The following is a 22,083-nucleotide window of genomic DNA, read 5'->3' as shown; positions in this document are numbered from 1 at the left end:
TGACACCGAGCGCCGGCACGCACGGTGCAGTGCACACGGTAGCGGGTTCGTCGCCACTGCGGCGTCCCCCGTCGAGGCACCGCCACTAGGGTCGAAGCCGTGAGCAGCCGCCCACCCACCGCCCCCACCGACGATGTGGCAACGCCGGCAGATCACACCCCCACCCGGGTACGCCCGCAGCGGCTGCGCCGGTGGGCCCGGACCGCCGCCCGACACCGCACCGACCTGCTGGCAGGGCTGTTCTTCGCCGCGCTCGCCGGCACGCTCACCCATCGGCTCTGGGCCGACCCGAGCGGACTGGTGCTCGCCCTCAACCCCGAGGACCAGGTGCTCTACGAGTGGTTTCTGGCCGTCGACGCGCGGGCGCTGCTGGGTGACTTCGGCCTGTCCACCGACCGGCTCAACGCCCCCGACGGGGTGAACCTGATGGCCAACACGTCGGTGATCGCCCTCGGTGTGCTGTTCGCCCCGGTCACCTTGCTGTTCGGCGCTCCGGTCACCTTCGCCCTGCTGGTCACGGTCAACCTCGCCGGTACGGCGACCGCCTGGTACCTCCTCTTCAGCCGTACGCTACGGGCCCACCGGGCCGCCGCGACGCTGGGCGGCGCACTGTGCGGCTTCGCGCCCGGAATGGTGTCGCAGAGCAACAGCCACCTGCACATGACGGCGCAGTGGCTGCTACCGGTCATCGTCTGGCTGGTGGTACGGCTGCTGCGGGCCGCCGATCCCGTCGCCCGGTCCGCGCCGGCTACCGGCGTACCCGTCGGCGCTCCGGACCTGCGTCGGCTCGTGACCTCCGCGGCAGGGCTCGCCGCCGCCGTTTCCGCTCAGGTGTTCATCGGTGAGGAGGTGCTGTTCCTCGCCGCGCTCACCCTGCTGGTGATGGCGCTCACAATGATCGTCGTGGACCGTGACCTGGCCCGTCGCGCGCTGCCCGCCTTCGCCGGCGGGATGGCCCTCGCCGCCGGGACGGCCCTGCTGGTGCTCTTCCGCCCGCTGTGGTTCCAGTTCGCCGGTCCCCTCAGTGTCGCCGACGGCATGTTCAGCCCGCACTACTTCTCGACCGACCTGCGCAGCTGGTGGGCGATCTCACCACTCTCCCTGCTCGGGGACGATCGTTCCGCCCAGCTGAGCACCGGCCCCGCCGAATACAACACCTTCCTGGGCTGGCCGCTGCTGGTGGTCACCGTTGGCTGCGCCATCTGGCTGGGACGCCGTCCGCTGGTGCTGGCCTGCACCGCCGGTCTTCTGGTGATGGGTGCGCTGTCGCTCGGCCCCGAGGTGGTCTTCGGCGGCGACGACACCGGTCTACCCGGGCCGTACGCACTGCTCGGCGGCCTGCCGGTGGTCGACGGCGCGCTGCCGATGCGGTTCGCCCTGGCCGCACCGCCGCTGATGGCGACGCTCCTGGTGCTGGCGGTCGACCGGGCGCTACATGCCAGGGGCCGCACCCGCCGACTGACGCTGGTCGCGGTCGCCGTGGCGTTGGTGCCGCTGCTCCCGGCACCGCTGCCCACCGCGCAACGCCCGCCGGTGCCGGAGTTCATCACCGCCGGCCACTGGCGGACCTGTGTCGAACCCGGCGGTGTCCTGGTGCCGGTGCCACTGGCCACTCCCAAGGAGCCCTGGCCGATGCGGTGGGCGACCGCGGCGCACGTCGAGTTCAGCATGCCGGAGGGCTTTTTCATCGGCCCGCACGGCCGGGGCGGCAGCGCCGCGATGGGCGTCGCCCCGCGACCCACCTCCGCGCTCCTGGCCGAGGTGTCCAGGAGCGGCCTCCGGCCGGTCGTCGGCGACGAACAGCGCCGCCGGGCCGCGGTGGACGCCGAACACTGGGGTGCCTCGTGCGTGGTGCTGGCGGCCGACACCGCGCACGCCGACAGCCTGCGCCTGACCCTGGAGGGGCTCTACGGCCCGTCGAACCGGCTCAGCGACGCCTGGTTCTGGCGGGTCTGATCCCGCAGGCGAGAACCCTCCCCCGGCGGAGGAGGGTTCTCGCACTCACACCTTCAACGGTGGTTGGGACGCCTCGGCGAACTCCTCACGCGGGTCGTGCAGCTGGCCGAGGGCGACCACCTCGCGCTTGAGGACGAACGCCAACGTCCAGTCGACCACGACCCGGACCTTCCGGTTCAGCGACGGGATCCGGCTCATGTGGTACGTCCGGTGCATGAACCACGCCGGCCAACCGGTCATCTTGATGCCGTAGACCTGGGCCACCCCCTTGTGCAGGCCGAGGCTGGCCACACTGCCGGCGTGCTTGTGCTTGTAGGGGACCGGCTCCCGCCCCCGGATCACGGCGACGATGTTGTCGGCCATCCGCTGGGCCTGACGTACCGCGTGCTGGGCGCTCGGCGAGCAGTAGCTGCCCGGCGGCTTGGTCAAGTCCGGCACGGCGGCGCAGTCGCCGGCGCTCCAGGCACCCTCGACCACCCGGTCACCGTCGACCACCTGCAAGGTCGGCAGGCAGGTGACCCGACGCCGTTCCTCGCGGGGAAAATCGGTCGCGTCCAGCATCGGTGACGGCTTCACGCCGGCGGTCCAGACGATGGTGTCGGAGCTGAAACTGTCCCCGTCGGAAAGCTTGACCACCCCGTCGACGCAGGACTCGAGCCGGGTGTCGAGGCGGATGTCCATGTCCCGCTTCAACAGCTGCTGCACCGTGTAGGCGCCCATGTCCCGGTCCACCTCCGGCAGCACCCGCTGGGTGGCCTCGACGAGTACCCACCGCATGTCCGCGATGTCCAGCTCCGGGTAGTACTTCAGCGCGTGGCGGGCCATGTCCTCCATTTCGGCCAGCGCCTCGATACCGGCGTAACCGCCACCGACGAAGACGAAGGTCAGCGCGCGACGGCGTACCTCCGGGTCGGCCGTGGCAGCGGCCACGTCGAGCTGTTCCAGCACGTGGTTCCGCAGATAGATCGCCTCACCGATGGTCTTGAAGCCGATGCCGTGCTCGTGCAGCCCGGGGATCGGCAGGGTCCGGGAGACCGAGCCCGGGGCGACCACCACGTGGTCGTAGGTGATCTCACGGGGCGGGCCGATGATCGGCTGCACCGTGGCGGTCCTGCTCGCGTGGTCGATCCGGGTGACCGCACCGGCCATCACCTTGCACCGGCGCAACTCCCGACGCAGCGGCACCACGGCGTGCCGTGGGGAGATGTTTCCTCCCGAAGCCTCGGGTAGGAACGGCTGGTACGTCATGTGCGGCTGGGGGTCGACGACGACGACCTCGGCCTCACGGGGACTCAGCTTCTTCGACAGGCGCAGCGCCGCGTAGAGACCGACGTGCCCGGCGCCCACCACAAGGATCCGCTTCGGATTCACGCCTACCATCTTTCCCGCACTGGCAGCGGTAATCCCGTGCGCGGCCTGCTTCTGTGACCGAGCACAAGCCTGCTGTGACGGCGGTAACGCGGCCTGCGGAAACCACTTTCTCCCCGGCGGCACTGCTGAACCGGAATCCCTTCCGGCACTTCGATCACCTGCGTCGCAGCAGCCCAGCCAGCAACGCGGCCACCCCGACGGCGAGCAGCAGACCGGCGATCGTGACCGCCTGCCAGCCACCGTCACCGGCACGGACCTCGGCCAGTTCGAGCAGCAGCACACCGAGCACCGACGTGGCGAGCAACACCACGGCGGCACGGGTGAGCCAACGCACTATCACGTCCGGGTCCACCACGGCGTCGTACGGCAACACCGCCACCAGCGCGCAGAGCGTATGGGTCAGGTAGAGCGCCACCGCCACCGCCATCAGCCGCCACAACGCGATCGGCCGGCCGTACCCGTCGGTGGCGAGCAACCACCCGCCGACCGTGACCAACGCGGCGAAGGTCGGCCAGAGCCGGCGCGGCATCAGGGCCGGCAGCACCGCGACCACCACCAGCGGGCCCAGAGCATTCCCGACCACGACCTCCGCGGGGTACGCCAGCAGCAACCCCACCAGTGCGCTGAGGAAGATCCCCACCCGGACCAGCAAGGGAGCCAGGGAGATCCGCGCCGCGGCCGTCCGCACCGCGCGCACCCGCCCGATGACGGACCCCACCATCGCGCTCACCGAGCCGACCTTCCGTTCGCGACTGCGGGACTCCGCTGCGCTACATTCCTCGCGCTCACCGGCCACCGACCCGAGGGGCGGTGGCCAGCCTCGCCACGTCACGCAGCACCTGGTCGAGGCTGCCGGCACCGGCCCACGGCACCACCGGCACACCGTGCTCGCGCAACTGCGCGATCATCGTGTCCCGGTCCAGCCGCCACAGCCGGTACGCCACTTCAGCCCAGCCCCGATCCTTCGGCGGTGACAGATCCGCCGGGAGTGTGTCGACGGCCACCACGAAGCGTCCCGACCGGGCCAACCGGGCCAACATCTGCGCCGACCGCTCCTCCAGCAACGGCGTGAGCACCACCACCAGCGCGTCCGCGGAGAGCAGTTGCGGCCCGAACACCTGGTCGTACGGCTCGTGCGGGGAGGACTGGGCCTTGACGTCCAACAGCCACTCCAGCACGGTCAGGTACTGCCGGCGTCCGGTCGCGGGGCGCAACCGCCGGGCACTCGGGCCGTACTCCAGCAGCGCCACCCGGTCGCCCCGGTGCAGGTAGTGCTCGGCGATGGCGGCAGCCGCCCGGACCGTGGTGTCCAACACCGAGGCCGTACCAGCGACCCCACCGGAGCGACCCGCCTCAGCCAGCACGTCGAGCAGCACCACCACCTCGGCGTCCCGGTCGGAGAGAGTGGCCGCCACGTGCAGTTGCCGAGCTCGCAGCGACACCCGCCAGTCGATGCGACGCAACCGGTCACCAGGGGCGAAGACCCGCACCCCGGCGAGTTCTCCCCCCTCTCCAGGGCGACGCGAGTGGTGGGCGCCGACCAGGCCGGCGGCCCGGGGCATCGCCTCTACCGCCTCGAACGGCTCGGTCTTCGGGTACACCTTGGACCGGACCGGTTCGACGATCACCGCACGCGAGACCAGCAGTCCCTGGGCGGCGGCGACCCGGGCACCCGCCGGGCCCAGCGGATGCCGACCCCAACGCAACGCGGTGCCGCCCAGTTCCAGGTCGACGGCGGTGTCCGGGGCGACCGACGTGACGAACGGACGGTCCCCCACCGCCGGTTGACCGGCACCGGTTCGACCGGACCCGGCCACGGCGCTGCCGGCGAGACCCACCCGTTCCACCCGCAGCCACGGTGAGATCCGGGTACGCAGCACCGCCACGTCGTACGAGACCTCACCCGGGTTGCCGACCGTGACCGTTCCGGCCATCCGACCACCCTCTACCAGGGAATCCTCGTCGGTGCTGAGCCACACCCGGGGCAGTTCGACGGGCCGGCGCCGCAACGCGTACGCGGTACCGAGCGCGAACGGGACGGCCAGCACGATCAGGTCCACCCGCCCCAGCAGCACCGCGGCGACCAGGAGCAGACCGGTGAGCAGCACCGCCCTACCGAACGCCCAGGTGGGCGTCCAGTTGGGCGGTGCCGGACGATCCGGTGCAGTCACGCCGGGTCAGTCTCCCTGCCGACCGGCGGCGTAGCTGGGCAGCGCGCCGCTCGCCGGTGCCGGTGTGCCGTCAAGAACCTCACCGACCACGAAGGACGGATCGACCCGACGCAGCCACATCTCCGGCCGCAGCGTGATCCGGTGCGCAAGCGCCGGAGCCGCGACGTCCTTGACGTCCTCGGGAATCACGTAGTCCCGCCCGGAGAGCACCGCCCGCACCCGGGACAGCAGCAACAGCGCCAACGAACCGCGTGGCGACGCGCCGACCAACACCGACGGATGCTCGCGGGTGGCCGCGGTCAGCGCCACGATGTACCGACCCACCGAGTCCTCCACCACCACGTCCTCCAACGCCGCCTGCATGGCGCGCAGCGTGCCGGCGTCGACCACCGGTTTGATCTCGGCCTCCTCCCGACGGCGCGCCATCCGCCGACGCAGCACCTCCCACTCCTCGTCCTGCGGCGGGTAGCCGAACGACACCCGCAGCAGGAACCGGTCCAGTTGCGCTTCCGGCAGCGGATAGGTGCCCTCGTACTCGATGGGGTTGGCGGTGGCCAGCACATGGAACGGCTCATCAAGCCGGTACGTCACACCCTCCACCGAGACCTGCTTCTCCTGCATCGCCTCCAACAGCGCCGACTGGGTCTTCGGCGGGGTCCGGTTGATTTCGTCGGCGAGCAGCAGGTTGGTGAAGACCGGACCGGCCCGGAAGGTGAAGTCGCCGGTGCGCTGGTCGTAGAGGAACGAACCGGTGACGTCGGCGGGCAGCAGATCGGGAGTGAACTGGAGGCGGCGGAAGTCCAGCCCCAGCGCCTGGGCGAAAGACCGCGCGGTGAGCGTCTTGCCCAGCCCCGGCAGGTCCTCCAGCAACACGTGCCCGCCGGCGAGGATGCCGGCGAGCACCAGTTCCAGGGCATCCCGCTTACCGACCACGACCTGGCCCACGGCGTCCAGCACCGCCCGGGCGAGGCGACCTACCTCGATGGGGGGCATCGTCCGGCCGACGTCGTTCATCAGATCTTCTCCAGTTCGGCGACGATCGCCGCGAGGTCGCGCGGCGAAGGGGTGCGGCGGGGTGGGGTCTCCAGGAACGTCGACAAGCGATCGCCCAGCAGGGCACGGGCCCGAGCCGGATCCGACTCGCGGGTGACGCCGTGTTTCAGGCGCAGTCGCTCGTCCGCCAGCTCGGCCAGGCGGGGCAGAATCACGGTGGTGAAGCGTTCCGGGCGCGTCTTGGACCACTCCAGGGGAGTCGCCCAACCGTTGATCGCGGCACGCAGCGCGTCCCGGGCGTCCCAGTTGTAGGTGCCGGGTTCCTCGCCGCCCCGTGATGATGAGCCGCCCTGGCCGGACTTCGGCGGTGGGGCCAGCGCAGCGACGATCCGGCGTACCACCAGCAACGCGACCACGGCGGCGACCAGCACCAGCAGCGACACCCGCAGCCCCACCGCGCGCAGCGCGGCGACGGCCACGACGGTGGCGGCGGCGGTGACACCGAGCAGACCGACCACGGTACGCAGCCGTCCGCCCTCGCGCGGCTCGGAGTGGACCGGCCGCTCCTCGGAGAAGCTGAGCAGGTCGTCGATGCTCGTGCTGCTCACACCGTCTCCCGCTCGGCCAGTGCGGTGAGTTCGCCGCGCAGCCGACGGAGTGCCGCCCGGGCCTGGTCCCTGGTCCGTTCGTCCACCGGCCGGGTGGCGTACCGGGCCTCGCGGTAGACGTTCGCGAACTCGGCCAGCACGTCGGCGCTCACGATCGCCGGCACACCGGTGGCCGGGTCACCGCGCAGCAGCCGGATGACCAGGTCGGTGGGGGTGTCGCCGGTCAGCCGGGACACCCCGGCGGCGGCGGCGGCCTCTTCGAGGCGTACCCAGCAGGCGATCACCGCGGCTCGTGGGTCGGTGGCACGGTCGTCCAGGTCGACCAGGCCGGCGTCGACGGCCGCCACCACCTCCGCGGCGGTGCCCTCGGCGCTGCGCCGGGTCGACTGCGCCGGCAGTGCCCGGGTGACCCGACGCGCCACCGCCCGCGTCACGGTCCAGAGCAGATAGCTGAGGGCGCCCAGCAGCGCCAGCCCGAGTATCGCCACCGCCACCGTGCCGAGCCAGGACGGAATGTGGGTACGCGTCTCCTCGGCGACCTCGCGGGGTTCGACCGGGATCGACGGACGCGGCTCCCCGCTCGGGTACTCCAGCACGAAAGGCGCATCCTTGACCGCGGGCGGTATCTGACTCGCACCGATCGACGAATGTGCGGTCGCCAGGGTGACGGCGGCGAGCAGGGCGACCACCGCCGTCACCGGCCACCACCTGCGAAGCACGTCCATCGGTTACCTCCGGGCCATCGGGGCGTACGGCGGGAGCTCACGCACTCGGTCCGCCATCGTCACCGCCCCGCCGCCTCAATCCACCCCGGCCAGCTGTTTCGCCCGAGCGAACACATCGTCCAGCATCTCTGGTGTCAGCCGGCCGGTGAAGGTGTTCTGCTGGCTGACGTGGTAGCAACCCAGCAGTTCCGGTACGGCCGTGCCGGACCAGTGTGCCCCATGCCCGAACGACGGTCGCGGGCTGGGCGGACGGACGCCGTACGCGGCGCGCAACGCTGGCCACCATGCGGCCCAGGCGAAGGCGCCCAGCGCCACCACCACCCGCAGCGTCGGCCGGATCAGCTCGACCTCCCGGTGCAGCCAGGGCGCGCAGGTGTCCCGCTCACCCGGAGTGGGCTTGTTGTCCGGTGGCGCGCAGCGTACAGCGGAGAAGATTCTCGTCGCCCGCAGCGCCAGTCCGTCGGTGGCGGACACACTGGTCGGCTGATTGGCCAGGCCAGCCCGATGCAGAGCGGCGAAGAGCACATCACCGGAACGGTCGCCGGTGAAGATCCGGCCGGTGCGGTTGCCACCGTGCGCGGCCGGGGCCAGACCGAGGATGGCGATCCGGGCCGCCGGGTCACCCATGCCCGGCACCGGCCGTCCCCAGTACTCCTGATCGCGGAAGGCCGCCCGCTTCGTGCGGGCGACCTCCTCTCGCCAGTCGACCAACCGTGGGCAGGCGAAGCAGTCGACGACGCCCGCGTCCAGGTCAGCCAGATCCGTCGCCCGCGCGGCGCGAGCGACGACCTCGGCGGGGGTACGCGACTCAGCCAAGCTTGGCCCGGAAGAGTTCCAAAGTGCGCGCCCAGGCACTGGTGGCTGCCCGCTGGTCGAACTTCTCGGGCCGGTCCTCGTTGAAGAAGGCGTGCGCGGTGCCCGGGTAGTCGTGCAGCTGGCAGGTGCCACCGGAGACTTCGATGGCTCGGCGTACCGCCTGCACACCCGGATCCGCCGAGGTGCCGTCCGCCTCGGAGCAGTGCACCAGCGCGTCCTTGCCCGCGTACTCGGCCCACTCGGTACGCATGCCCTCCCAGGGCAGCTGAGGGTAGAAGGCCGCGGTGGCGACGATCCGCTCGGAGAAGTTCGCCGCCCACAACGCCAGACTGGCCCCGGCGCAGAAGCCGGCGCAGCCCACCTTGCCGGTGACCTCGACGCGACCGGCGAGATAGTCGGCGGCGGCGGCGATCTCCCGTGCCGTCTCGTCCATCTGCGGCCCGTTGAGCAACCGCCGAGGCTCGCTCGGCTTCCCGGCTGGCTCGCCGTGCCGGAAATCGGGGGCGAGGGCGACGAAACCCGCCTCGGCGAAGCGGTCCACCACCGACCTGATGTGCGGCACGAGGCCCCACCAGTCCTGAATCACGATCACCGCTGGGCTTGCCGCATCGGTGGTGGGTATCGCGAGATATCCCTCACCCGTGCCGCCATCACCACGGTAGGTCACCATCTCGCCCATCGGCCCGTCCTCCTAGCGGTCAGTCATCGTTGGCTGGTCGCCCAGTGGTCCTACGTGCCGGTAGCCTGCCACGGGGTGACCATTGCCGGGAAGATGCCGGAACAGTGGCATTCACCTCCTGTTCGCGTTTGCCAGGCTCCAGGCGATGCCGTCGAGGATGTCGTGCTCGGAGGCGATCACGTCCGCCATGCCCGCCCGTTCCATGGCCACCCGGAGCACCAACGCGCCAGCACCGATCACGTCGGCTCGACCGGGATGCATCACCGGGATGGCCAGCCGCTGCTCACGCGTCATGGCCAGCAGTTCGGCGGTGACCTCCGCCACCCGCTCGTACGACACCCGGGCGTGGTGGATACGGCCCGGGTCGTACCCGGTGAGGCCCTCGGCGATCGCGACCACGGTGGTGACCGAGCCGGCGAGCCCGACCAGCGTGGCCGCCTGCCGTCCCGGCACGGCCGTCAGCGCCCGATCCACCGCGACCGCGATGTCGGCCTGCGCCGCGGCGATCTCGTCGAGGCCGGGCGGGTCACCGTGCAGGTGCCGCTCGGTCATCCGCACACAGCCGATGTCCATGGAGATGGCGGCGTCGACACCACCGTCCCGGGTGCCCACGACGAACTCGGTCGAGCCACCGCCGATGTCCAGCACCAGGTACGGCGACTGCGCGTCGGTGGGCAGACCGCGCACCGCCCCGGTGAACGACAGCCGGGCCTCCTCGTCACCGCTGACCACCTCGGGTGGGACGCCGAGCGTCCGCTCGACCATGGCGCGGAATTCGGCGGCGTTCTCCGCGTCCCGACTGGCCGAGGTGGCGCACATCCGCACCCGCTCGGCCCCGAGCCGCTTTATCTCCGAGGCGTAGTCGGCGAGGGCGACCCGGGTCCGCTCGATCGCCTCCGGAGCGAGCCGACCGGTGGCGTCCACACCTTGGCCGAGCCGGACGATCTCCATCCGTCGGCTCAGGTCGACAAGCGGTGCGGTGGGCCCGGCCGACGGGTCGGGCAGATCTGCCACCAGCAGCCGGATCGAGTTGGTGCCACAGTCGATGGCCGCCACGCGTGTCGTCACGACGGAAACCCTACCGCCATCCCCAGCCCGCCACCCCACCGCCGCAACCACGGACAGTAGCGGGCGAGCGTCGGTGACTCTCCGGAGCCGAGCGCCGAGGGCCCGCCCTCCCCTCTCGCATCCTTTGCTCTGCTTACTCATACGCACAAGCTGTTGACCAGGGGTTCTCTACCCGGCAAATTGGATCAGCCATCACTGACGGTAAACCTGTGCGCATAGTTAAGCAGAGCAAAGGTGGCGAGGGGGTGAGTCGACCTGCCGGGGAACGTCACCGGGGGTCACGGCAGAGGGCGGCGGCGCCCGGCCCGGCACCGGCAGGGGAGGGGCCGGGGGGAGTCAGAGGCGTAGCAGCATGCGGGTGTTGCCGAGGGTGTTCGGCTTGACCCGTTCCAGGTCGAGGAACTCGGCGACACCCTCGTCATAGGAGCGCAGCAGTTGCTCGTAGACCGGGTGCGGCACCGGGGCGCCGTCGATCTCGGTGAAGCCGAACGAACCGAAGAACCGGGTCTCGAAGGTCAGCACGAAGATGCGGGCCACCCCGAGGTCCCGCGCCGCGTCGATCAGCTCCGCGACGATCCGGTGCCCGATCTGCTGGCCCCGGCAACTGGGATCGACCGCCACCGTACGGATCTCCGCCAGGTCCTCCCACATCACGTGCAGCGCGCCGCAGCCCACCACCGCGCCGTCGGAGACCCGGCAGGCGACCCGAAACTCCTGCACGTCCTCGTACAGGGTCACCGTGGCCTTGCTGAGCAGCCGGCGGTCGTCGGTGTACGTGTCGACCAGCCGTCGGATCGCCCGCACGTCGGCGGTCCGGGCCCGACGGACCACGACACCGCCGTCACTCACCCGACCTCCGGCACATCGACACAGCGTCCCGCCGTCCACCAGGGCTCCACCAGGTCGAGCGTCTCGTCGCCGAACGGGTTCACCCCGGGTCCGGCGGCAAGCGCGTGGCCAAGATGAACGTGCAGGCACTTGACCCGGCCGGGCATCCCGCCGGCCGAGATACCGGCGATCTCGGGTACTTCGGCGATGGCGTCGCGGCGGGTCAGGTAGTCCTCGTGGGCCGCGCGGTACCGGGCCGCCAGCTCCGGGTCGGCCGCCAGCCGCTCCGCCATGTCCTTCATCAGACCGGCCGACTCCAACCGGCTGCACGCTGCGGTCGCGCGCGGACAGGTCAGATAGAACAGCGTCGGGAAGGGAGTGCCGTCGGCCAGCCGGGGGGTCGTCTCGACCACGTCCGGTAGACCGCACGGGCAGCGGTGAGCCACCGCCCGGGTGCCCCGGGGCGGGCGTCCGAGCTGCGCGGCCACCGCGGCCAGGTCGGCCTGCGTGGCCGGCTCCCGCTTCGGCAGGGGTACGGAATTCGCCGCCGGCTCCTGCGGGGGTACGACAGTCACGATGCCATCTCTCGTCGGGTGCTGAACCGTCGGTGGTTCACTCTTCGGCGTTCAGTCTTCGGTCTGGTGGGCGTCAGCGGCCCGCACGCTGGACCAGAGCGTGTCGTACCAGGGGTCGGGCGGGACCGGGGTCGTCGGGCTCTCACCGGTGCCCGCTTCCCGGGCCGCGCCTGCCGGGTCGTCGAGCAGGATCAGCATCTTCTCGCCGGGCCGCCGCATGAAGAACCGCTCCCGGGCCTGGGTCTCGATGTACGCCTCGTCCTGCCACTTCTCCGCCTGCGTGGTCAGCTCGGCGATCAGCTTCCGCTGGGCGGCCTGCGACGCCTCCATCCGCTCGATGTCGGCCTGCTGGTCGAGGTAGACCCGGACCGGATAGGTGTAGGCGAGAGCCAGTGCGATCAACACGGCGAACAGCACGGTCGCCCGACCGGTGAGACCTCGGGAACGGGGTGCGGACAGCCGCGTCACCGCGCTGCCGGCCGTCGTACGCCGGGCAGCGGCAGGGCGCTTGGCGGAGCGTACGCCCTCGGCACCGCGGGTGGCCGACGGCGCACGGCCGGCGGCGGACCGCGACTCGGCGCGGACACCACTGTCGCGGGCCGTGCCGGGCCGTCCGGCGCGCGCCGGACGGCGGACCGGACGCTGACCACCCGGCGTGCGGCGCTGCTGCATCACACCCCTCCCCCGAGGTCCGGCAATCGTCAGGCGGAACGGTAGCGCGGGAAGGCGCCGGCACCGGCGTACCGCGCCGCGTCGGCCAGTTCCTCCTCGATGCGCAGGAGCTGGTTGTACTTCGCCACCCGGTCCGACCGTGCCGGAGCACCGGTCTTGATCTGACCGCAGCCCGTGGCCACCGCCAGGTCGGCGATGGTGGTGTCCTCGGTCTCGCCGGAACGGTGGCTCATCATGCACGTGAAGCCGGCCCGGTGAGCCAGGTCCACCGCGTCCAGCGTCTCGGTGAGCGAGCCGATCTGATTGACCTTGACCAGCACCGAGTTGGCCGCCTTCTCGGCGATGCCCCGGGCGATGCGCTGCGGGTTGGTGACGAAGAGGTCGTCGCCGACGATCTGGATCCGGTCGCCGAGCGCGGCGGTCAGCGTCTGCCAGCCGGTCCAGTCGTCCTCGGCCAGCGGGTCCTCGATGGAGACGATCGGGTACGCGTCGGCCAGCTTGGTGTAGTACTCGCTCATCTCCGCGGCACTCTTGGCCACGCCCTCGAAGGTGTAGCTGCCATCGGCGAAGAACTCGGTGGCGGCCACGTCGAGGGCGAAGACGATGTCGGTGCCGAGCCGGTAGCCGGCCTTCTCCACCGCCTCCGCGATCAGGTCCAGGGCGGCGGCGTTGGTCGGCAGGTTCGGCGCGAAGCCACCCTCGTCGCCGAGGCCGGTGGACAGGTCCTTCTTCTTCAGCACCGACTTGAGCGCGTGGTAGACCTCGGCACCGGAACGCAGCGCCTCGCGGAAGCTGGGCGCGCCGATCGGGGCGATCATGAATTCCTGGATGTCGACGTTGCTGTCCGCGTGCGCCCCGCCGTTGAGGATGTTCATCATCGGCACCGGCAGCAGGTGCGCGTTCGGCCCGCCCAGGTAGCGGAAGAGGCTCAGGTCGGCACTGCCGGCGGCGGCCTTGGCCACGGCCAGGGAGACCCCGAGGATCGCGTTGGCACCCAACTCGGCCTTGTTGTCGGTGCCGTCGATGTCGAGCATCTTCTGGTCGATCGCCCGCTGCTCGCTGGCCTCGTAGCCGATGAGCTGGTCGACGATCCGGTCCTCGATGTTGGCGACCGCCTTCTCCACTCCCTTGCCCAGGTAGCGGCCCTTGTCACCGTCGCGCAGCTCGATCGCCTCGAAGGCGCCGGTGGAGGCGCCCGAGGGCACCGCCGCCCGCGAGATCGTCCCGTCGTCGAGCCCGACCTCGACCTCGACCGTCGGGTTGCCCCGCGAGTCAAGGATCTCCCGAGCCTCGATTACCTCGATGGTTGCCACTGAGTTGCTCCTCGTTCGTGTGGTCTCGTCCGGTATCGGCCGCGACGGTGCGGCTGAGGCAGGTGTTGAACGCAGCGTATCGGTCCCGGCCCGCGGGTGCGGCCACCGGGCGGGGGCGACGGCTACGCTCCGGTCATCCTCAGGTCGGACATTCCCGGATTCTCGTGCCTCAACCGGCAACGGGTTTGCACGAGCGGGACCCGATCGACAAGGCTGGTCGCCATGCCCGCCGCCTCGACCACTCTCCGTACGCTCGCTGTGTCGGTCATCACGTTGCTCACCGTCACCGGCTGTCAGGCGCTGGACGACGCCGGCCGGGCCATGGGCCGAGCCGACATCGTCAACGACCTCGCCGCCCGGGTGGACCGGGCGCTGGAGCTGACCTACTCGGCGGAGTACCAGCTGGCCGGCGGGAAGCGCGCCTTGTTCGTCCAGTCGCAGGACCCGGCCCGGTCCAGCTACACCTGGCCCGGTGGGAAGGTGACGGTCACCGACGAGGCGACCACCCGGTGCGACACCGACGGCAGCCGGACCGTCTGCACCCTGGAGGCACCGCCCGCCCCCAACAGCAAGCCGTCGGTCGTGGTCTTCGCCGAGGCCGAGCTACAGGGGCTGATCACGCCGCCGATGGTGATGGGCCTGCTGACCTCGGCGGCGCTGGACCCGGACGCGGTGATCACCGAACGCAGCACCACCGTCGTCGGTCACCACGCCACCTGTGTCGACGTACGCCAGAACGCGGAGAGCTTCACCGCCTGCGTGACCGGCGACGGCACGCTGGGCAGCTTCACCGGACAGCTCGACGGGCAACCGGTCGAGCTGGCGCTGAGCCGCTACCGCGGCCAGGTCGACGGGGGTGCCTTCGACCTGCCGGCCGGCGCCGACGTGGTGGACCGACGCCCCGCCGGTCCCTGACCCGCTGCGGCGTTCCTACCGGTCCAGCAGGGTACGCAGATGGCGCGGCGGCGGGCTGCCGTGGGCGAGCATCTCGTCGTGCCAGTCCCGCAGCGGCACGTCGGGTGGGCGGGCGGCGGCGATCTCGGCCATCTCGCTGTAGCCGACGAAGTACGTCGACAACTGCGCCGAAGTCAGCAGCGCGCGACGCCACTTGCCCGCCGCCTCGCTCTCCTCCTGGAAGCCGCGTCCGGTCAGCAGCGCCATCGCCTCCGCCTCGGGCAGCTCCTCGGCGTGGGTGAGCTGGTCGAGCAGCGCGTTGAGGGTCATCCGTAGCTGCATCTTCAACTGCTGCAACCGCACCGGCAGGCCGCCGAAGCCGCGCCCGACCATCAGCTCCTCGGCGTAGACCGCCCACCCCTCGACGAAGGGGCCGGAACGGATCAACGCCCGTACCCGGGTGGAGCCGGCGAAGCGTCTTGCGTGGGCAAGCTGAAGGAAGTGGCCGGGCATCGCCTCGTGCACGGTGAGATTGCGGATCATGTGGTCGTTGTACTCGCGGTAGAACGATTCGATCCGGCTCGCCGGCCACTCCTCGGGGGTCGGCGCGATGCAGTAGAACGTCGGCACGGCCGCTGTCTCCAGATTGCCGGGCGCATCGCAGTAGGCCACCGCCACGCCCCGGGCGAACGGCGGCATCACCTGGATGACGCACGGGTCCTCCGGCACGCTCACCAGATCGTGCGCCCGGACGAAGTCGCTCGCCTCGTCCAGCGTGATCGAGGCCAGGTCGACGATGGTGTGGTCGGCGGGATGCTCGGCGGCGAGCAGGTCCAGTGCCCGGCGTACGGTCTCGTCGTCGGCGGGACCACCGACCAACTCGACCGCCGCCGCGCGGATCTCGTCGGTGACCCGGTCGAGGTTCGCCCAGGCCCGGCGCTGGATCTCGGCGGCGCTCAGCTCGGTGTCGAGGGTGTGCCACAGTCGCGCCTCCCAGCGCCGCCGCCCCAGCCGGGGGTCGCGGCCAGGCCCGGCGTCCGCTGCCAGGCCGACGCGCAGCCAGGCGACGAACTCGTCGAGCGCGGCCAGGGCCGCGGTGGCGGCCGGCTCGATCCGGCCGATGGCGTCGGGCGCCTGCGCGAGCAGCGCGGGCACCTCGTCGCGGATGAGTGCCGCCACCCCGGTGAACTGCCCGACCGCCGTCTCGGCGTGGACCCGGGGCATGTCGCGCAGCGTCGCGCGCGCGGTGGCCAACGCGTCCGGTACGGCGGCGAGCCGGCCGGCGAGGGCGGTCGTCCGCACCTCCACCGGTGCATAGGGGCGGGACAGCAGCGCGTACAGCAACGGACCCGGGTTGTGCGCGAGCGGATCCCACTCGTGCGCCCGGATCTCGGTCAGCTCGAACAGTTCCTGGTCGACCAGGGCGGAGAGCAGGGCATGGTCGACGCGTTCCTCGGCGTCGAGGTCATCGGGATCGATCTCCACGAGGGCGCTCGCCGCATCGACAAGCATCGCCCGGTCCCCCGCGACCGCGTCGGCCGAGTAGTCAGGCAGTCGATCGTCGACCCGATGATCCCCCGCCGTCGCGGCGAGCGCCGGTCGGCTCCCCAGCAACGCCTCGACAACCCGCTCCCCCACCACCTGAAACCGTTCCACCCCCCGAAGATAGTCACCACCCACCCCCACTCGCCGCGTTGATCATGAGGTTGTTGCCCCGACACGCCGATCGGGGATGCAACAACTTCATGATCAACGCGGAGGGGCGGGCGGCTCGGTGGTGCGGAGGGTGTCGGCGAGGGCCAGGGCGGTGCGGCGGAGGGCGGCTTCGGGGTCAAGGGCTGCCTCGCGGGCCTGGGCGACTGCGGCGAGCAGGTGGGCGCCGAGGGCGGCCTCGGCGTCGGGTTGGGCCTCCGGTGACGGCAGTGGGGCGGTGACGCCGGCTCGGGCGGCACGATCCAGGATCTTCGCCGCGAGGGCGAGCGCCGGTTGGCTCAGCGCGATGCCGTCGAGCACCGAGTCGCGGGCCTTCTCGGCCTGCTTGATCCGCTCCCAGTTCGCGGTGATCTCCTCCAGGGTGCCCGCCTCGGCACCGGCGAAGACGTGCGGGTTACGCCGGATCATCTTGTCGACCAGGCCGCCGGCCACGTCGTCGACGGTCCAGCGTTCGTCCTCGGGCAACTCCTCGGCCAGCCGGGCGTGCAGCACCACCTGGAGCAGCACGTCGCCCAACTCCTCGCGCAGCGCGTCGGTGTCCCCGGCGCTGATCGCGTCGTACGCCTCGTAGCTCTCCTCCAGCAGGAACCCGGCCAGGCTCCGGTGGGTCTGCGCCCGCTTCCACGGGTCCCCGCCGGGCGACAGCAGCCGGTCGAGCACCGCCACCGCGTCGAGCAGGCGGGCACCGGGGGGATCCCACGAGCCGTACATCAGCTCCAGCTCCGCCAGCCCCGGCTCACGGGCCAGTCGCAGCCCCAACTCCCGGGCCAGCGACTCGTCCCCGGTCGGGCCGGCCAGCCAGACCACCGTGTCCTGCGCCGCCACCGCGTCCAGCAGCGCCGGCACCGGCGGCCCGTCGAGCACCCGCACCTCGGTGCCCGCCGACCGCAGCGCCGTGGTCAGCTCGCTCTCCTCGGCGACCAGCACCGGAGCAGCGCGTACGACGTCCCAGGCGGCTGCCGTCAGCAGACCGGCCGGCAACCGGGGTGAGGTCACCAGCAGGACGATGCGGGGCATGTTCAGCCGTCGGTCGGTACGGACGGCTCGGGCCGCGGCCTCGGGGTGGAGATGTCGTTGACCGCGTCGGAGGCCGGCTCACCCAGCGGCACACCCACCGCGATGGTCTGCCCGGTGAAACTCAGCACCGGGAACAGCAGCGGCCGGTACCGGGGGTTGACCGTCACGTCGTACTCCTCGACGGCCTCGCGCAGCGCGTCGCGGTTGGCCAGGGCCTGGCGCAGCTGGTCGCCGTCAAGCTGGGCGGCGGCCTGCTCGACGGTCACCTCGGCCGGCACCGCACCGGCCCGCTTGCCGGCCGCGACCAGGTCGATCAGCTCCTGCTCGGTGGGGGCCACCGGAGCGCCGATCGGGATTGCCGACAGACAGGTGTACAGCTCGGCGACCTGCCGCACGTACCCGGTCTCGGGGTTCAGCCCGAGACCCTGGGCGACCTGAGCGGGTTCGACCTGTCCCTCCGGCCGGTAGCCCTCGGCGGCCGAGACCCGCTCGCAGACCTCGGCGAGTACCAGGGTGCTCACCACCTGGCTACGTCCGGGCAGCTGCGGTTCCTGGCCGGGCGGCACCTCGTCCGCCGCGGCCGGGGGCGGGTTCTTCGCCGAAGCGTCGTCGATGACCTCGGTGACCGCGTCCTCGGTGATGCGGTGATCGCCGACGTACGCGGCGACACCCGGCTCGGAACGGCAACCGGTCAGGGCGACGAGGCCGATCGCCACGCTGGCGACGGCGACAAGACGGCGTGCACGCATGCCCGTCACTCTCTCATGCCCCTCCTCCAGCGGTGACACCGGCGGGGGTGCCGAGGACGTCGGAGAGGAGCTGGGCACACCACTCCAGCAGGGCCTGGTCACGCAGCGGCTCACCACCGACCCGACGGGTGCTCGGGCGAGGCACGCTGACCTGGTCGAGGGCCGCCTTGTAGACCGAGTCCGGGTGGTAACGCTTGAGCCGCAGCTGCTTGGAGTCCGGCAGCGGCAGCGGGCCGAACCGGAGGTGTTTGCCCTGCATGCTGACGTCGGTGAGGCCGTACTGGCGGGCCAGCAGCCGGAAGCGCGCCACCGCGATCAGGTTCTGCACCGGCGCGGGCGGCTCACCGTAGCGGTCGGTCATCTCGGCCGCCACCTCGCGCAACCGCTCCTCGTCGCGGGCCTCGGCGAGCTTGCGGTACATCTCCAGGCGCAGCCGCTCCACGCCGACGTAGTCGTGCGGCAGGTGCGCGTCCACCGGCAGGTCGATCTTGACGTCGCTCTCTTCCTCGGGCCGCTCACCCTTGAACGCCTGCACCGCCTCACCGACCATCCGGACGTACAGGTCGAACCCGACGCCCTCGATGTGCCCGGACTGCTCGCCGCCGAGCAGATTGCCGGCGCCCCGGATCTCCAGGTCCTTCATTGCCACGTACATGCCGGCGCCCAGCTCGGTGTGCTGGGCGATGGTGGCCAGGCGTTCGTGGGCGTGCTCGGTGAGCGGCTTGTCGGGCGGGTAGAGGAAGTACGCGTACGCCCGCTCCCGGCCCCGGCCCACCCGGCCCCGGATCTGGTGCAACTGGGCCAGGCCGAGCAGGTCTGCCCGCTCCACGATCAACGTGTTGGCGTTCGGGATGTCGATGCCGGACTCCACGATCGTGGTGCAGACCAGGACGTCGTACTCCTTCTCCCAGAAGCCGACCATGACCTTCTCCAGGGCGTCCTCACCCATCTGTCCGTGCGCCACCGCGACCCGTGCCTCGGGCACCAGCTCCCGCAGTTTCCGCGCAGTCCGCTCGATCGACTCGACCCGGTTGTGCAGGTAGAAGACCTGGCCGTCGCGGAGCAGCTCACGGTGGATCGCGGCGGCCACCTGCCGGTCGTCCTGCGCCCCGACGGCGGTGAGCACCGGATGCCGCTCCTCCGGCGGCGTGGCGATGGTGGACATCTCCCGGATGCCGGTGATCGCCATCTCCAGGGTGCGCGGGATCGGGGTCGCCGACATGCTCAGCACGTCGACCGCGGCCCGCATCGACTTGAGGTGCTCCTTGTGCTCGACGCCGAAGCGCTGCTCCTCGTCGACGATGACCAGCCCGAGCGACTTGAAGCGGGTGGCGGCTGCCAGCAGCCGGTGGGTGCCGATGACGATGTCGGCGGTGCCGTCGGCGACCATCTCCAGGGTCCGCTCGGCTTCCTTCGGCGTCTGGAACCTCGACAGCTGCCGGAGGGTCACCGGGAACTGGCTCATCCGCTCGGCGAAGGTGTTGTAGTGCTGCTGCACCAGCAGCGTGGTGGGCACCAGCACCGCGACCTGCTTGCCGTCCTGCACCGCCTTGAACGCCGCGCGTACCGCGATCTCGGTCTTGCCGTAGCCGACGTCGCCGCAGATCAGCCGGTCCATCGGCACGCTCTGCTCCATGTCCCGCTTCACCTCTTCGATGGCGGCGAGCTGGTCGGGCGTCTCCTGCCAGGGGAAGGCGTCCTCCAGCTCCCGCTGCCACGGGGTGTCCGGGGCGAAGGTGTGCCCCTTGGACGCCTTGCGGGCGGCGTAGAGCTGGATCAGCTGGGCGGCGATCTCGCGGACCGCCTTGCGGGCCCGGGCCTTGGACTTCTGCCAGTCCGAGCCGCCCATCTTGTGCAGGGTGGGCTGCTCACCGCCGACGTAGCGGCTCAACTGGTCGAGCTGGTCGGTGGGGACGAAGAGCCGGTCACCGGGCTGGCCGCGCTTGCTCGGGGCGTACTCGATGACCAGGTATTCCCTCGACGCTCCGTTGACGGTGCGCTGCACCAGCTCGACGTAGCGGCCGATGCCGTGCTGCTCGTGGACCACGTGGTCGCCGGCGCGCAGTTCCAGCGGGTCGATGGTGTTGCGCCGCCGACTCGGCATCTTGCGCATGTCCCGGGTCGACGCACCCCGACCGCCGGTCACGTCGCTGCCGGTGAGCAGCACGAACCGGGCCGCCTCGTCGACGAAACCACTGGTCAGGCTGCCGCAGGTGACCAGCAGCTCGCCCGGGGCGGGTGCGGCCGGCACCTGCTCGGTCATCCGGGCCCCGAGGCCGCCGTCGCGCAGCACCTCGACGGCCCGCTGGGCGGGACCGTGGCCTTCGAAGACCAGCGCGACGGACCAGCCCTCACCGGCCCAGCGCTTGAGGTCGTCGACCACCCGGGCGGTCTCGCCGTGGTAGAGCGGGGCGGGCTGGGCGGTCAGGGCCACCGCGATGGCGTCGTCGGGAGTGACGTCGACCGTCTCCGGCTCGTCCTCCCACGGCTGTCGCTGCCCGGTGCCCGCCTCGGCCAGCCCGAAGGGGGACAGTGTCCACCACGGCTGGCGCAGGGTCGCGGCGTGCGCGCGTACGTCGGCGAGGGTGTGGAAGGCGGCCGCGTCCAGGTCGATCGGGGCCTGGCCACCGACGGCGGCCGCAGCCCAGCTGGCCTGAAGGAACTCCTCGGAGGTACGCACCAGGTCGTGCGCCCGGGTGCGGATCCGCTCCGGGTCGCAGAGCAGTACGTGGGTGCCGGCCGGCATGCAGGCCAGCAGCAACTCCATCGAGTCGTTGCCGATCAGCGCCGGGGCCAGGGACTCCATCCCCTCGACCGGCACCCCACCGGCGAGCTTGTCGAGAATCTCCGCCAGTTCGGGATGCTGCCGCGCCAACGCGGCGGCCCGTTCCTGGACCTCCGGGGTGAGCAGCAGTTCGCGACACGGAGGCGCCCACAGTTGGGCGACCTGTTCGATGGTGCGCTGGTCGGCGACGGCGAAGGTGCGGATCTCCTCCACCTCGTCGCCCCAGAACTCGACCCGGGACGGATGCTCGTCGGTGGGCGGGAAGACGTCGAGGATGCCGCCGCGCACGGCGAACTCGCCCCGCTTGGTGACCAGGTCGACCCGCGCGTACGCCATGTCGGTCAACCGGCGGGCCACCTGCTCCAGATCGGCCTCGTCACCGACGGCGAGCCGGACCGGTTCCAGATCGCCGAGCCCTTTGAGCTGGGGTTGCAGCACCGAGCGGACGGGGGCCACCACCACCCGCAACGGACCGGTACGCCCGTGCGCGTCCGCCGAGTCCGGATGCGCGAGCCGGCGCAGCACGGCCAGCCGCCGGCCGACCGTGTCGGAGCGGGGCGAGAGCCGCTCGTGCGGCAGGGTCTCCCAGTTCGGGAAGAACGCCACCTGCTCGGGTGGCAGCAGGCTGCCCAGCGCGGCGACCAGATCCTCGGCCTCGCGGCTGGTGGCGGTCACCGCAAGCACCGCCCGCCCCGCTCCACCGGTCGTCGGATGGCCGTCTCCCGGATCCGCCGCGACCGCGGCGACCGCGAACGGGCGCAGCGCGGGCGGAGCGGTCAGGTCGAGCCCGTCGACCTGGGCCGCACCGGAGCGCGCCAGGTCACGGACCCGGGCGAGGCCCGGGTCGGCCAGGGCGGCGGCGAACAGTCCGGTGAGCGCAGTCATGATCACTTCCGAGATGGGGACACGACGATCACCCCGCGTCCAGACCGGACGGGGGGTGTACGGATGCCAGCCTAGCTCTGCCCCCCGACCGTCTCCCCGCTTCCCACTCCCTGGTGCGGCGCCTCGCAGGAGCGCCACCAGCCCCGAAGCGTGTGCAACTTCGGCGAAAGTGCTGCCTGCTATGCGCGAGGAGCCGCACTTCCCCCGAAGTTGTCGCCTCGACCTGAACCGTGGCGACCAAGATGGATCTTGACTGGTCGGGCGG

Annotated in this window: 19 protein-coding genes; 2 read left to right on the top strand and 17 right to left on the bottom strand. The window is 71.5% G+C overall.

All coding sequences use genetic code 11. The features are described from left to right. Positions 1–99: 99 nt before the first annotated feature. Complete coding sequence (locus tag Vlu01_RS01275; protein WP_239095618.1) at positions 100–1,956, top strand: hypothetical protein; 1,857 nt, start codon at positions 100–102, stop codon at positions 1,954–1,956. Between the two features lie 45 nt (positions 1,957–2,001). Here the strand turns inward: Vlu01_RS01275 and Vlu01_RS01270 are convergent, their stop codons facing one another. The 13 genes from Vlu01_RS01270 to eno all read right to left on the bottom strand — a co-directional run bounded on the left by Vlu01_RS01270 (position 2,002) and on the right by eno (position 13,775). Beyond that, complete coding sequence (locus Vlu01_RS01270) at positions 2,002–3,327, bottom strand: NAD(P)/FAD-dependent oxidoreductase (protein WP_203991334.1); 1,326 nt, start codon at positions 3,325–3,327, stop codon at positions 2,002–2,004. A gap of 154 nt (positions 3,328–3,481) precedes the next feature. Continuing rightward, a complete protein-coding gene (locus Vlu01_RS01265; protein ID WP_203991633.1) occupies positions 3,482–4,048 on the bottom strand; it encodes a hypothetical protein in 567 nt (188 codons plus the stop codon). A 64-nt stretch (positions 4,049–4,112) separates the two neighbouring features. After that, positions 4,113–5,498: a DUF58 domain-containing protein gene (locus Vlu01_RS01260; protein ID WP_203991330.1), complete on the bottom strand. Its 1,386-nt coding sequence runs from the start codon at positions 5,496–5,498 to the stop codon at positions 4,113–4,115. Positions 5,499–5,504: 6 nt separating this feature from the next. Next, entirely contained in the window at positions 5,505–6,512 is a 1,008-nt protein-coding gene (locus Vlu01_RS01255) for an AAA family ATPase (protein ID WP_203991327.1), read from the bottom strand. Further along, the gene (locus tag Vlu01_RS01250; protein WP_203991324.1) at positions 6,512–7,099 is read right to left on the bottom strand and encodes a hypothetical protein; all 588 of its coding nucleotides are present in this window, start codon (positions 7,097–7,099) and stop codon (positions 6,512–6,514) included. Before Vlu01_RS01250 ends, Vlu01_RS01255 begins: the two co-directional genes overlap by 1 nt. Further along, positions 7,096–7,824 (bottom strand): DUF4129 domain-containing protein, encoded by a 729-nt coding sequence (locus Vlu01_RS01245; protein ID WP_203991321.1) that lies wholly within the window; start codon positions 7,822–7,824, stop codon positions 7,096–7,098. Before Vlu01_RS01245 ends, Vlu01_RS01250 begins: the two co-directional genes overlap by 4 nt. A gap of 75 nt (positions 7,825–7,899) precedes the next feature. Next, positions 7,900–8,640, bottom strand: coding sequence for a uracil-DNA glycosylase (locus Vlu01_RS01240; RefSeq protein ID WP_203991318.1), 741 nt, complete (start codon positions 8,638–8,640; stop codon positions 7,900–7,902). Further along, entirely contained in the window at positions 8,633–9,319 is a 687-nt protein-coding gene (locus tag Vlu01_RS01235) for a dienelactone hydrolase family protein (RefSeq protein ID WP_203991315.1), read from the bottom strand. Before Vlu01_RS01235 ends, Vlu01_RS01240 begins: the two co-directional genes overlap by 8 nt. 111 nt (positions 9,320–9,430) lie before the next feature. Then, the gene (locus tag Vlu01_RS01230; protein WP_239095628.1) at positions 9,431–10,375 is read right to left on the bottom strand and encodes a Ppx/GppA phosphatase family protein; all 945 of its coding nucleotides are present in this window, start codon (positions 10,373–10,375) and stop codon (positions 9,431–9,433) included. A 348-nt stretch (positions 10,376–10,723) separates the two neighbouring features. After that, complete coding sequence (locus tag Vlu01_RS01225) at positions 10,724–11,236, bottom strand: amino-acid N-acetyltransferase (RefSeq protein WP_203991310.1); 513 nt, start codon at positions 11,234–11,236, stop codon at positions 10,724–10,726. After that, positions 11,233–11,790 (bottom strand): DUF501 domain-containing protein, encoded by a 558-nt coding sequence (locus Vlu01_RS01220; protein WP_203991308.1) that lies wholly within the window; start codon positions 11,788–11,790, stop codon positions 11,233–11,235. The genes Vlu01_RS01225 and Vlu01_RS01220 overlap by 4 nt, the downstream gene beginning before the upstream one ends. A gap of 51 nt (positions 11,791–11,841) precedes the next feature. Further along, positions 11,842–12,462, bottom strand: a complete 621-nt coding sequence (locus Vlu01_RS01215) for a septum formation initiator family protein (protein ID WP_203991296.1) — start codon at positions 12,460–12,462, stop codon at positions 11,842–11,844. A gap of 29 nt (positions 12,463–12,491) precedes the next feature. After that, on the bottom strand, positions 12,492–13,775 hold the full coding sequence (gene eno / locus Vlu01_RS01210; protein ID WP_203991293.1) for a phosphopyruvate hydratase: 1,284 nt from the start codon (positions 13,773–13,775) through the stop codon (positions 12,492–12,494). Positions 13,776–13,997: 222 nt separating this feature from the next. Between eno and Vlu01_RS01205 the strand changes: the two genes are divergently transcribed. Further along, positions 13,998–14,690: a hypothetical protein gene (locus Vlu01_RS01205; protein WP_203991289.1), complete on the top strand. Its 693-nt coding sequence runs from the start codon at positions 13,998–14,000 to the stop codon at positions 14,688–14,690. 15 nt (positions 14,691–14,705) lie between these two features. Here the strand turns inward: Vlu01_RS01205 and Vlu01_RS01200 are convergent, their stop codons facing one another. From Vlu01_RS01200 to mfd, 4 genes are all read right to left on the bottom strand, one after another. Then, complete coding sequence (locus Vlu01_RS01200) at positions 14,706–16,325, bottom strand: DUF885 domain-containing protein (RefSeq protein ID WP_203991286.1); 1,620 nt, start codon at positions 16,323–16,325, stop codon at positions 14,706–14,708. A 93-nt stretch (positions 16,326–16,418) separates the two neighbouring features. After that, complete coding sequence (locus tag Vlu01_RS01195) at positions 16,419–17,399, bottom strand: nucleoside triphosphate pyrophosphohydrolase (RefSeq protein WP_203991283.1); 981 nt, start codon at positions 17,397–17,399, stop codon at positions 16,419–16,421. Between the two features lie 2 nt (positions 17,400–17,401). After that, positions 17,402–18,148, bottom strand: coding sequence for a hypothetical protein (locus tag Vlu01_RS01190; protein WP_203991279.1), 747 nt, complete (start codon positions 18,146–18,148; stop codon positions 17,402–17,404). A gap of 13 nt (positions 18,149–18,161) precedes the next feature. Beyond that, a complete protein-coding gene (gene mfd / locus Vlu01_RS01185) occupies positions 18,162–21,818 on the bottom strand; it encodes a transcription-repair coupling factor (RefSeq protein WP_203991276.1) in 3,657 nt (1,218 codons plus the stop codon). Positions 21,819–22,083 lie beyond the last annotated feature (265 nt).

It is taken from the genome of Micromonospora lutea, assembly GCF_016863535.1.
GTDB classification, from domain to species: Bacteria; Actinomycetota; Actinomycetes; order Mycobacteriales; family Micromonosporaceae; genus Micromonospora; species Micromonospora lutea.
Note: the sequence above shows the minus strand (reverse complement) of the source record. Positions and strands in the feature narration are given on the sequence as shown.